This window comes from Nibricoccus aquaticus, from assembly GCF_002310495.1.
Classification (GTDB): Bacteria; Verrucomicrobiota; Verrucomicrobiia; order Opitutales; family Opitutaceae; genus Nibricoccus; species Nibricoccus aquaticus.
In genome coordinates this window covers 1,285,131-1,296,126 of sequence record NZ_CP023344.1, presented here as the reverse complement: position 1 = coordinate 1,296,126, position 10,996 = coordinate 1,285,131, and the positions used below count along the sequence as shown (strand labels likewise).

Below are 10,996 nucleotides of genomic sequence, written 5' to 3'. Positions count from 1 at the left end.
CTGATTAGTTACCCCCGGGGCGCGTCTGCAGAGACGCGCCCCTTTTTTATCTAGATCCAGGAGCTCAGGGAACTTGCAGCGTGCCGATCATTGCTGCGACGCGCATCCACTCGAACGGGTTCAAGTCATTCTTCCGCCCAGGCGCGACTTGGCGGTGATCGGTCATCCATTCCGGCGTCCAGCGGCGGAGAATCCAGCGCGCTGCGAGCCATTCATGCGCGGAGGCAAGTTGGGCGGCTGTGAGCGGTGCGGCGTAGGTGTCGCCCGCGAAAGCGAGGCCGAGGAGGAAGTCGTTGCAGCGGGTGCGTCCGCGAAAAACGGATGCGCCCGCGTGCCAGGCGATGTGCTCGTCGCGCACGAGCGTGCAGCGCGTGCCGTCGGGCGCGATGAGCGCGTGGTAACTCACTTCGCTCGCAGGGTGCCGCATGTAGGCGATGGTTTCCTCGAAAGGTTTCACGCTGTGGTGAAACAGGACGCCGAGCTTTTCGTGCGCGGGATCGGCGGTGAAGTGAGGGGACAGGCGTTCGATCTCGGGAAACAGCGTCATCGAAGTCGCTCGTTTGGTTTTTTGCCGCCCGTATTTCCCGTCACAGCCGGCGCCAGGCGACCATCCCGAGGGAGAGTAACATGCCGATGCGGATCGCGCCTTCGAAGGTCATCGTGACGAGCACCCATTTCAGCCCGCACACACTGCGGATGGAAAATCCCAGCACGCTCAGCCCGAGCATCGCCGCGACTTGAGGGCGGCCGATGGGTTGCGAGAGCATGAGCGCCATCCACACCCAGTAGAGCAGCAGCCCGGCGCTCCAGAGAAACGCCACGAGTTCACCGGGGCCGCGTTCGCGGGGATCGGTGCCGCGCTCGATCTGTTTGATGCCGAGATAACGCTCGCCGATCACGAGCTGCCCAAGTTCGAAGAGCAGCCAGAGCGGCGCGAAATAAAAGAGCGGCGAGAGCGAGTCCATGGATGCAAGCGACCCGCCATCCCGGGTCGTCTCGCAAACGGATGCGCCACCGGGAATAAATGACAAGCCTGCCGCCTCTCATCGTTGAATCCTTCTCGCTCGCTGGCGCGTATCTCCAGGACAAGCGCGCCAACTTCATTTCCGATCATCAGCATTTCACACTCTGACGGCCCGCTCTTTTGACTTTGTCTCATTCCGCATAAACCTCTTTTCGCTCCGATGAAACTCTCCGTTCTCGCCGCTCTCTTCAGCGGATTACTTTTTTGCATGACATCCTGCAACGCTCCGACCGCTTCACCCGTGCCTTCCACGCCTATGGACCCTAATATCAAAACTGAAACGCTCGTCCTCGGTGGCGGCTGCTTCTGGTGTACGGAAGGCGCGTATGAGCTGGTGCCGGGCGTGAAAACGGTCGTGAGCGGCTACAGTGGCGGTGCTAGGAAGAATCCCACCTACGAACAGATTTGCACCGGTACGACCGGTCATGCCGAGGTGATCCGCATCGAGTACGATCCCGCCGAGGTGACGCTGGAGCGGTTGCTCAATTTATTCTGGGTCGTCCATGACCCGACCACGCTCAACCGCCAGGGCAACGACCACGGCACGCAGTACCGCTCGGTGATCTACTACGCGAACGACGCGCAGAAAGCCGCCGCTGAAAAGGCGAAGACCGAGGCGCAGGCGAAGTTTTCAGATCCGATCGTGACGGAGATTTCACCGCTCGGGATTTTCTACGAAGCCGAGGAGTATCATCAGGATTATTTCCGCAAAAACCCGGATGCCGGTTACTGCCAGTACGTCGTGAAATCGAAGGTCGATAAGATGAAGAAGGCGCTCGCGAAGTGAACGACTGCGCGCGGCGCCGGCCTAGAGCGTGCCGGACTCGAGCTGTTCGAGGTAGATGAAGTCGGGGGCTTTCACGCCGGCGTCTTTGCGGATCTGGACGAGCCTGGTCGATTCGAAGAATGCGCGCGCGTCGGCGATCGAGGTCCACGCGGAGAAGTGAACGATGCGGCGCGGCTCGTTTTCGTAGCGCAGCACCTGGTAGGAGCGTTCGCCGGCTTCGCGGCGGATGCCGACGGCGTTATCGAAGACTTTTTTCCAAGCCTCGTAGTCGGCGACTTCGTGAATGATGAGGACGTGCTGCATGAGGTTTCGGCGCGAAGCGTTGTGGGCAGTGACTGCTGCCCGGAGAGGAGAAAGTGCAAAGTTTGACCCTCTTTCCGGCCTCCTTTTCCGGCTTTTAGGCATTTTCGATTGGGGAATGCGGGATCGCCAAAGCTTTCTCAATCGCTTGTTCACTTATCTCTTCAGCTCCAGCAATTAAGAAGTCGAATTCGGTCTGCTTTTCCGCTGGGACGAGCTGGTGCAATGCTCGCAGTATTTGGCACGCAACATTGTGCGCCCAGCGAATGCCTTGAAGCGTACTCAATTTCGATGGCCACGGATAGTCGCCATGGCCGGATTTGGAATCAGGATGAGAAATGGCGATTCCGCGTTGGACGAGCGGGGGAAGATATTTCGGTTCGGCAAAATCCATCTTCCAGTGAGTGACGTCATTCCGGATGCGAACTAAGGTCGAGAAATCCTGAAATGGGGCAACCCCTTCGCGAAATGATGACCCGAACAGCAGATGAGAGACGACAATTAGCTTAGTCTTCAGCTCCATCTTCTCAACAGTGTCGTCACGAATACTCCACAGCGGCGACTCGCTAAATGCCGCGCGCGCCATGGGGCCCAGACACACTTCATTTACTCGAGCTTCTACGAAGGCTACCGCTGAAACATAAGCTGGAAATGCGTGGGGAGTGTAGCCGTTGGTTTTTTGGCGTGCGCCCTTGCCGCTACGAAAATAGCTGACGGATAGATTGAGGGCTAGGCGGACGTGCTCAATGAAATCGGACGAAATAGACTGCGTGACGCCGCTCATTTTTGACCAAGAGTCTTAATCGCCTGCACGCAGTACTGGTTGGGGTTTGTTGTCGTTCGCCATGGAAGTTGCCTAGGTAGCGAGCTGTACGCGGTCGAGGATCAAAATTTTTCGCGAGGGCTGCTTACGCCGATGGATGCGCTTCTTGCGTAAAGCAGCACCCCGCCGTTTCAGAAAGGTGGCGACGTGTGAGCTGAAATGAGTGCGCGGACGTTTTGAAATGCGGGCTGGCGGTGGGGCGGGTTGTGGATTCCGTAACGCGCATGTCTGAATCGAAACCGATCAATCCCGCTGAGTCCGGTCTGGAGGTGCGCACGCACTTCGTTCGCAATCGTAACGTGCTCGTGGCGCGGGCGGATTTTTCGGAGTTGTACGTCGATTACTACCTGCATCTGGGCGAGCAGAAGATCGTGGTGGCGCCGGAGCATGATGCGATTTTCAAGCGGGCGCTCGCGGCGTTTGTGCTGCACTGCGCGTCTCGGCCGTGGAAGGAGATGGTGGCGTGGACGATGAATTTCCAGGAGCCGCTGGTGAATGTGTTTCTCACGGGCGACAATGAGACGGGCGCGATCACTGGGCGCGTGTTTGCCGAGGATGTGCGGCAACTGGAGCAGAATGTTTTTTATGTGGATGTGGTGAAGGTGGGTGAGCCGAAGCGGCGGAGCGCGGTGAATTTTTCCGGCGCCGATCCGCTCGTGGCGGTGGAGGCGTTTTATGCGCAAAGCGAGCAGCGGCCGGGGCGGTTGTTTCAGCTGGGGGAGGAAGAGTTCGCGCTCGTGGCGGAGCATCCCGACTGCGATGTGCCGTGGATGCAGGCGCTGACAGTCGAGCGGATGCGGGAGCTGGATAAAGCGGAGACGCTGTCGCTGATGGAGAAGCGGATCTATCGCTGGCACTGCGGGTGCAATCAGGAGCGGATGATGGAGGTGCTCGCACCGGTGATGCGGCAGGATGCGGAGGGGCTTTTCGGCGATGAGCAGAAGATCGAGATCCGTTGTCCGCGGTGCGCGGCGCGGCATGCGATCACGCGGGAGGCGATGGAGGCGTTTGTGGCGCGCAGGGAATGAACGAGGTACTGCGGACCATCGGGGCGGGGTTTGCCGGGGCCACGTGGCTGGATCAGGCGAATCTGGCGCTGGGGATTTTTGGCGTGGTGCTGATGATCCGTCGTTCGCTGTGGGCGTTTCCGGTGGGGCTCGCGGCGGTGGCGGTGCAAGGTGTGTTGTTTTGGGATGCGCAGTTTCCGGCGGATGCGGCGGTGCAGGTTTTCTTTTTTGTGACGCTGGCGTGGGGCTGGCGACATTGGGTGCGCGATCGCGGGGCGGCGCCGGAGCTGCCGGTGACGCGGCTGGGCAGTCGTGGGATTTTGGTGACGCTCGGGCTGGCGGGATCGGCGATGTCGGCGTGGGTGTTTTGGGTGGCGCCGCATGTGGGGGCGCAGATGCCGTGGCGGGATGCGTTTATCGCGGCGTTCAGCGTGGCGGCGCAGGTGCTGCAGGCGCGGAAGAACATCGAGAACTGGCCAGTGTGGCTGGTCGTGAATGCGGTGGCGGTGGCGTCGTATTGGAAGGCGGAGCTGGCGTACACGGCGTTTCTGTACGCGGTGTATTTCTTCCTCGCGATGGCGGGCTGGCGGTCATGGCGCGTGGCGTTGCGGGCGCAGGCGGATGCGAGCCTTGAGAAGGGAGTGCGGGAATGAGTGCGGGTGAGAAGCGCGTGTTGCGCGTGGCGTTGTTCGGGACGGAGTCCACGGGGAAGTCGTCGCTTGCGGAGAAGCTGGCGGGGCATTTCGGCGAGCCGTGGTCGAGGGAGTATGTGCGAGAGTTTTGGGATGAGCACGGGGCGACGATTCGCGGAGGCGATCTCGATGCGATCGCGCGCGGGCAGGTGGCGGGCGAGGACGCGGCGGCGGCGCAGGCGAAGCGCGTGGTGTTTCACGACACGGAGCTGCTCACGAATGTGTTGTGGGCGGATCTGCTCTTTCCCGGGGAGTGTCCGGCGTGGGTGCGCACGGAGGCGGAGGCGCGGAGCCGGAGGATGGATGTGTACCTGCTGTGCGCGGCGGATGTGCCGTTCGCGGAAGATCCGCAGCGGGTCTTTCGCGACGATGTGGAGCGTCAGCGGAGTGCGGCGCTTTGGCGGCGGACGCTCGAGGAGCGAGGGCTGCGGTTCGTGGAGATCAGCGGCGGCTGGGCGGAGCGTGAGGCGCGGGCAATCGCGGCGGTGGCGGAGCTTTTGGCGAAGTAGCTCGTGCGGTGGTTGAGAACGGATTTGCGGAGGGGAGATTTTCTTCCACTGCTGTGCGCGTCATGGACACGACTTCGCTACCGCAGGATTATCTGAACCGTTTCGGGGGAGTGGCGCGGCTGGTGGGAAGCGCGGGGTTGGAGAAGTTGCACGCGGCGCATGTGTGCGTGATCGGCGTGGGCGGGGTCGGATCGTGGGCGGTCGAGGGGCTGGCGCGCAGCGGGGTGGGGGCGATCACGATGATCGATCTCGATGATGTGTGCGTGACGAATGTGAACCGGCAGCTGCCGGCGCTCGACGGGACGGTGGGGCGGCCGAAAGTGGCGGTGCTGGCGGAGCGGGTACGGCTGATCAATCCCGGGTGTCGCGTGGAGGTGCGGACGGAATTTTTCACGAAGGACTCTGCGGAGCGGCTGCTGGGAGGAGCGGGCTTTGATGGGGTGATCGATGCGATCGATGGGATGACGCAGAAGGCGCTCTTGATTGCGGAGTGCGTGCGGCGCGGGCTGCGGTGCGTGACGGTCGGCGGCGCGGGTGGGAAGCGGGATGCGACGCTGGTGCGGGTGGGCGATCTGGGGGACTCGCACGGTGATGGGTTGCTGCGACTGGTGAGGAAGAAGCTGCGGCGCGATCACGGGTTCGCGGGCGGGAAAGGGAATCAGTACGGGGTGCGGTGTGTGTCGTCGGCGGAGCATCCGGTGTATCCGTGGGCCAATGGGACGTGTTCGACGGAGCAGGAGCCGGGGAGCGCGTTGACGCTGGATTGCGCGACGGGTTTCGGGACGGCGGTGTGGGTGACGGCGGCGTTTGGGTTCGCGGCGGCGCAGGAGGCGGTGGGATTGGTCGTCACCGGCGCGGGGCGCGGCGGTGAAATGACCAATGACCAATGACCAATGGCGAGTTTGCGTTGGTGCAGTGGGAGTATGGTTGAGAGCGGGCGGTGGAGAATGCGGGGTGAGGGCACCCCGCCTACATCGGAAAGCGCGCCGGGACGGCACGCTCCACCTCGGAGTTGGGTCAGGCGATTGAGGGATTCAGGAGGGTGTGGATGATGTCGGCGGCAGTGTAGGTGTCGCGGTCGGGGCGGAAGAAGCGGGCGAGTTGGGCGATGTCGTCGCCGGCGGTGATGAGGGGGAGTTCGGTTTCGCCGTGGCGCGTCTGGGCGAGGCCGACGGTGGCGGCGAGGCCGTTGCAGAGGCATTTGCGGTTCACTGTATCCGATTCCTGGCCACCTTTGCGGACGAAGTCGGCGACGGGTTCGGCGGCGCAGCGGTAGCCGACGGTGCCGTCGGGGCGGCGGAAGAGTTGACGGAGGTAGCCGAGGTCGCAAATGCGGGGGCGTTTCGCGTAGGCGACGGCGTCTGAGAGGGTTTGCGAGAGCTGGGCGATTTTGAAGGGGAAGCCGGTGGGGGAGGCGAGAGGGTCGGTGTGGACGCGGGCGGAGCCGGTGCGGATGAGTTCGCGGAGGCGGCGTTTGAGATCGGGGAAGATGCCGGATTCGTCGCAGAGGGCGAAGGCGGTGCCGACCTGGACGCCGGCGGCGCCGAGGGCGCGGGCTTCGTCGATTTTGGCGCGCGAGGAGAAGGCACCAGCGAGCCAGAAGGGGAGACCGAGATCGCGGAATTTGGGGAGGTCGGGAAGATCGCGCGGGCCGTAGATGGGCTCGCCGGAAGCGGAGAGCTGGAGCGCGCCGCGAGGCGGGGCATTGTGGCCGCCGGCGACGGAGCCCTCGACGACGAAGCCGTCGACCTGGCCGGTGGATTTCTTTGCGAGGGTGAGGGCGAGGGTGGCGGAGGAGACGATGGCGAGGAAGCGCGGGCGGTGCAGGGCGGGCGCTGACGTTGAGAAGAGGATACGTGGATTGAAGTGGGTGAGGGCGTCAGGAGCGTCGGGTGCGGAGCCCTCGATGTCGATTTTGAGCGAGGCGGGTTCGCTGCGTGAAAAGGCGTCGAGGATGCCGGGGATGGAGCGGGGGATGCCGGCACCCATGAGCACGTAGTCGACGCCGGCGAGCATGGCGCCGTAGAGAGACGGGAGGGTGGGGAGCTGGATTTTTTCGAGGAGGTTGATGCCGATGGGGCCGGTGTGGCCCTCCTTGGCGAGGAAGACTTCGGCGAAGCAGGCGAGGACGGTGAGTTCGATAAGCGAGCGGGGAGACTCGAGCGTGGGGAGCGGGGTGAGTTTGAAGGGAGCGCCGAGAGGGAGGCCGCCGGGGACGTAGAATTCGCGCCAGACGCGGTCGGCGATCTCGGGGATGGGGAAGTGATCGAAGGCGTGGCGGAGATCGGCGGAGGGGTCGCCTTGCTGGAGGCGGCGGGTTTGCACGACAGGTAGCAGCGTGCCTGATACGACGCCGAGCTGGCCGGTGAGGGAGACGGCGCGGGCGAGTCGCCAGCTGGAGACGGCGACGCCCATGCCGCCTTGGATGATGATCGGAGGTGTCATGTGCTGATGCGCATGAGAATGCCGGTCACTGGGTCCGCGAGGGAAGGGTGGTCAGCGCGCGCGATTGGGGAAAGACTGCGCAGATCTTGCGCGTAGGCTGAGGGTGTGCGGTGGCGGGATGCGTCAGGAGGGGGCGCGAGCAGGGAGGGGCGGAAGTGTTGCTCGATGCGTCAGGAAGGCGGACGGGCGGGGCGGAAGAGGCGGAGGAAATTTTGCTCGATGCGGGTGGCGAAGGAGGGGAGCGGTTCGCCGAGGAAGGCGGCGAGGGCGGTGTAGGTGGCCCCGATGTTGCCGGGGTGATTGAGGGGCGTGCCTTCGGGGGATGGCGGGAGCTTGTGGGTGCGCCAAGCTTGGGGGATCGGCATGGCGGGGGCGTCGGTTTCGATGAGGAGTCGGTCGGGCGGGATGTGGCGGAATGTATCGAGTTGGCGGGCACGGCGGTCGTCGAGGAAGTAGCCGTTGAAAGAAAAGTATGCGCCGAGATCGGCGAAGCGGCGGATGAGTTCGGCGGGGCCGCCGTAGGCGTGGAGGAGGAAGCCGCGGGCTGGGAGGGCGGGTGCGGTGCGGAGGGTGTCGTGGAGCGCGCCCCAGGCGTCGAGGCAGTGGAGGGTGGCGGGGAGATTGCGGGCGGTCGCGAGGGAGAGCTGGGCGGAGAAGGCGTCGAGTTGTTCGGCGAGCGGGGCGCGGCGGAGACCGATGAGACGCGTATCGGAAGGATGGGCACGGTCAGTCATCCAGCGGTCGATGCCGATCTCGCCGAGAGCGGCGTGGGGCGTGGCGTCGAGATGAGCGGTGAGTGTGGCGAGCCAGTTGGCGGAACGGTTGCCGACGTGCCAGGGATGGAGGCCGAGGCTGGGGGTGATCCACGTGGGGTGAGCGCGGGCGAGGGAGAGAACGGCGAGCCAGTCGGACTCGGCGGTGCCGTTGACGACCGCGCGGCGCAGGCCGATGGCGGAGAGTTGGGCGGAGATTTTTTCCCGGTGAAGGAAGAGCCACTCGTCATGGAGGTGATTATGCGCGTCGTAGAGGGGGACGGACATCGGTGGCGGAGTTGCGGGCGGTGGGGCGTGGCGAAAAGTGAGGAGGAGGGATCGCGGTGCTCTCAGGGGGCGAGGTGTTTCTCCGCGAGGAGTTTGATGCGGGCGCGGACGGCGGTGAGACCGTTGCGACGGGTGGGGGAGAGGTCGCGGGAAAGGCCGAGTTCGTCGAAGAGTATCGGTTCAGTGGTGACGATCTCGGCCGGGGTGGCGCCGTCGTAAAGTTCTACGAGCAGTGAGACGAGGGCTCGAACCATGGGGGACTCGGCGTCGAAGCGAAGGGAGAGACCGTCGTCGTGGAGTTCGCCGGTGAGCCAGACGGGGGAGATGCAGCCGGTGACGCGGGTGGCATCGGTTTTTTCGGAGGCAGGAAGGGTGTAGGCGGAGCGGCGCGAGCGATCGACGACGAGGGAGAGGCGTTCGTAGCGGTCATCGACGACGGAGAGGTCGTCGATGAGGGCACGTTGTTTTTCGGCGAGGGTCATTTCGCCGGTGCGGGGAAAACAGCGGGGAGATTTTTCTCGGGATCGACGAACTCGATGGCGGTGATTTTAGAGTCGGGCGCGAGGCGGAAGACGGTGAGCATGTCCTCTTGTTTCGGGTAGCGGTCGAGGAAGTGCTCGGAGTCGGCGAGGAGGATGCGGTGAGGATATTTTTTCATTTTCGGCAGTGCGAAAAAGCGACCGACCGAGGGCATGCCGTAGATATTGGAGAGAAAGATGGACTGCTGATCGGCGAGGAATGTAGCGGGTTGTTTTTCGAAGAAGCGGTTGGCGTCTTTGCCGACGCCCATCGTGAAGGAGACGACGATGGTGCGGACGGTGGGCTCGAGCGTGTAAGATTTCTCGTGCTGATCCTGGGTCGTGAACGACTCGAACAAGTCACCGACTTTGTAGGGTTCGGTGGCGGAGGAAACGTCTGCGAGAATGAGCGAGACGAAGGCGAAGGCGGAGCAAAAAAAAGCGCGCATGATCCGGAGATCATGCGCGCGAAAGGGCGGGCGTCAAAACGTCAGAATTGGACGTCGCGGCAGCGGGCTTCGAGTTGTTTGGAGACGAGGTCGATCTGTTCCTCGGTGAGGAGCGCGCCGTTGCGGAGGATGATCGGGGCGATCTGTTTGGGGCTGGTGACGCGGATAGGGCCGACGGCGTGTTCTTCGACCCACCAGCCGGGGAAGGTGAGGATGGGCTGCACCTGGACGCGGCGGCCGAGGAGCTGGGCGAGCCATTCTTCGAGCCAGAGGGCGCGGTCGCGGGCCTGGTTGAGGCCGTGGAAGTCTTCGCCCCACGGATACACGAGTTGCTGGCCGTCGAAGATGACCTTGTGCTCGGGGTAGCCGGGGCGGGCTTTGCCTTTGCGGCGGGTTTTGGTCTCGATGGCGTAAACGCCGGTGGAGCCGACGATGACGTGATCGATGTTAAAGACAGGGCTGGCTTCGAGGGCGGGGACGTCGTGGAAGATGCGGAAGCCTTTTGAGCGGAGATCGTCGATCGTCTCGCCGACGACGCGTTCGCCGAAGTAGCCGAGGTAGTGGTTGCGGCGTTTTTCGAGGATTATCATGAGCCAGCGGGCACTGAAATAAAGAGCGACTGCGATGATCAGAAGCAGTCCCGCGATAGCCCAGCCTTGATAGGTGTCAGACAGTTTGGATATCCCCATCAGGCCGAAGACCATGAGCAGGAGTGGGGCGAGGGCAGCGGCGACGAGGTGGAGCAGGAGAGTGTCGTCGTAATTCTCCAGCTTCTGGCGGAGCGTTTCGCCTGGAGCGCGGATGAGTTTTTCTTGGACGGGTGGACGTTCCTGGCGGCGGCTGACGCGCCATTTCCAGATGCCGACGACGATGAGCAGGTAGATGACGACGTAACCGACTAAATAGATGAGGGAGTTCATGGGAATAATGAGAAGCAGGGATGAAGCTGACGCGGCTAGACTGGCGTGGCGACGGTTGGTCGCGTGAGGGGAGGGGTTTCACTAACCTTTGACGACAAGGGGCTCGGGATATTTTAAGAGAAGGGTGAACCCGATTTCGGCAATCTTGTGGCTTTGGAAAGCACTGCGCGGACATAGCGTGACGTTCGCGGTGTTGATGGCTTTTGCGTTGCTGGGCTTTTCGGTGATCCGGTGGGTGAAGCTGGGGCTGACTGCGGTGGGAACGCCGTGGCTGGTGGGGTTCATTTTGCCGACGATCTTGATCGGTGTACTCGCGAAGCGTGAGCGTGAGTGGATACCCGAGGAAGCGCGTCGGAAGTTTTGGGCGCGGAGCATTCTCGGTGTGTCGGTGCTCGTGGCGGTAGCGATGGCGTTTTTGAAGCCGGAGGAACCAACGCCGCCTGCGGAGAGTGGGGTTAATGCTGGAGGTGCATCAGAGCAAC

The 10,996-nt window shown here is 63.1% G+C and carries 15 protein-coding genes; 5 read left to right on the top strand and 10 right to left on the bottom strand.

The features are described from left to right. Window positions 1-64: 64 nt before the first annotated feature. Both CMV30_RS05510 and CMV30_RS05505 read right to left on the bottom strand, forming a co-directional pair. On the bottom strand, window positions 65-547 hold the full coding sequence (locus CMV30_RS05510) for an N-acetylmuramoyl-L-alanine amidase (RefSeq protein WP_096055084.1): 483 nt from the start codon (window positions 545-547) through the stop codon (window positions 65-67). A 40-nt stretch (window positions 548-587) separates the two neighbouring features. Beyond that, window positions 588-965, bottom strand: a complete 378-nt coding sequence (locus CMV30_RS05505; protein ID WP_096055083.1) for a hypothetical protein — start codon at window positions 963-965, stop codon at window positions 588-590. Window positions 966-1,280: 315 nt separating this feature from the next. On the opposite strand from CMV30_RS05505, the gene msrA reads away from it, so the two are divergent. Beyond that, window positions 1,281-1,811 (top strand): peptide-methionine (S)-S-oxide reductase MsrA, encoded by a 531-nt coding sequence (msrA, locus tag CMV30_RS05500; RefSeq protein WP_342755714.1) that lies wholly within the window; start codon window positions 1,281-1,283, stop codon window positions 1,809-1,811. A gap of 21 nt (window positions 1,812-1,832) precedes the next feature. Here the strand turns inward: msrA and CMV30_RS05495 are convergent, their stop codons facing one another. Both CMV30_RS05495 and CMV30_RS05490 read right to left on the bottom strand, forming a co-directional pair. Beyond that, window positions 1,833-2,114 (bottom strand): antibiotic biosynthesis monooxygenase, encoded by a 282-nt coding sequence (locus CMV30_RS05495; RefSeq protein ID WP_096055081.1) that lies wholly within the window; start codon window positions 2,112-2,114, stop codon window positions 1,833-1,835. A gap of 94 nt (window positions 2,115-2,208) precedes the next feature. Beyond that, the gene (locus CMV30_RS05490) at window positions 2,209-2,895 is read right to left on the bottom strand and encodes a hypothetical protein (RefSeq protein ID WP_138223144.1); all 687 of its coding nucleotides are present in this window, start codon (window positions 2,893-2,895) and stop codon (window positions 2,209-2,211) included. Window positions 2,896-3,158: 263 nt separating this feature from the next. Here CMV30_RS05490 and CMV30_RS05485 point away from each other — a divergent pair, with 263 nt between their 5' ends. The 4 genes from CMV30_RS05485 (at window position 3,159) to CMV30_RS05470 (ending at window position 6,032) form a co-directional block, all read left to right on the top strand. Next, window positions 3,159-3,962 carry an Hsp33 family molecular chaperone HslO gene (locus CMV30_RS05485; protein WP_096057634.1) on the top strand — a complete coding sequence of 268 codons (804 nt, stop codon included), beginning with the start codon at window positions 3,159-3,161 and terminating at the stop codon, window positions 3,960-3,962. Then, complete coding sequence (gene pnuC, locus CMV30_RS05480; protein WP_096055079.1) at window positions 3,959-4,594, top strand: nicotinamide riboside transporter PnuC; 636 nt, start codon at window positions 3,959-3,961, stop codon at window positions 4,592-4,594. The genes CMV30_RS05485 and pnuC overlap by 4 nt, the downstream gene beginning before the upstream one ends. Next, the gene (locus CMV30_RS05475) at window positions 4,591-5,142 is read left to right on the top strand and encodes an AAA family ATPase (protein WP_096055078.1); all 552 of its coding nucleotides are present in this window, start codon (window positions 4,591-4,593) and stop codon (window positions 5,140-5,142) included. The genes pnuC and CMV30_RS05475 overlap by 4 nt, the downstream gene beginning before the upstream one ends. 62 nt (window positions 5,143-5,204) lie before the next feature. After that, window positions 5,205-6,032: a tRNA threonylcarbamoyladenosine dehydratase gene (locus CMV30_RS05470; RefSeq protein WP_096057633.1), complete on the top strand. Its 828-nt coding sequence runs from the start codon at window positions 5,205-5,207 to the stop codon at window positions 6,030-6,032. Window positions 6,033-6,159: 127 nt separating this feature from the next. Here the strand turns inward: CMV30_RS05470 and CMV30_RS05465 are convergent, their stop codons facing one another. The 6 genes from CMV30_RS05465 to CMV30_RS05440 form a co-directional block, all read right to left on the bottom strand. Further along, window positions 6,160-7,587: a nitronate monooxygenase gene (locus tag CMV30_RS05465; RefSeq protein WP_096055077.1), complete on the bottom strand. Its 1,428-nt coding sequence runs from the start codon at window positions 7,585-7,587 to the stop codon at window positions 6,160-6,162. Window positions 7,588-7,757: 170 nt separating this feature from the next. Further along, window positions 7,758-8,627 (bottom strand): TatD family hydrolase, encoded by an 870-nt coding sequence (locus tag CMV30_RS05460; RefSeq protein ID WP_096055076.1) that lies wholly within the window; start codon window positions 8,625-8,627, stop codon window positions 7,758-7,760. Window positions 8,628-8,689: 62 nt separating this feature from the next. Then, complete coding sequence (locus CMV30_RS05455; RefSeq protein WP_096055075.1) at window positions 8,690-9,109, bottom strand: SufE family protein; 420 nt, start codon at window positions 9,107-9,109, stop codon at window positions 8,690-8,692. Then, window positions 9,106-9,594: a hypothetical protein gene (locus CMV30_RS05450; protein WP_096055074.1), complete on the bottom strand. Its 489-nt coding sequence runs from the start codon at window positions 9,592-9,594 to the stop codon at window positions 9,106-9,108. The genes CMV30_RS05455 and CMV30_RS05450 overlap by 4 nt, the downstream gene beginning before the upstream one ends. A gap of 41 nt (window positions 9,595-9,635) precedes the next feature. After that, complete coding sequence (locus CMV30_RS05445) at window positions 9,636-10,514, bottom strand: nuclease-related domain-containing protein (RefSeq protein WP_096055073.1); 879 nt, start codon at window positions 10,512-10,514, stop codon at window positions 9,636-9,638. Window positions 10,515-10,595: 81 nt separating this feature from the next. Further along, window positions 10,596-10,799: a hypothetical protein gene (locus CMV30_RS05440; protein WP_138223143.1), complete on the bottom strand. Its 204-nt coding sequence runs from the start codon at window positions 10,797-10,799 to the stop codon at window positions 10,596-10,598. Window positions 10,800-10,996: the final 197 nt, after the last annotated feature.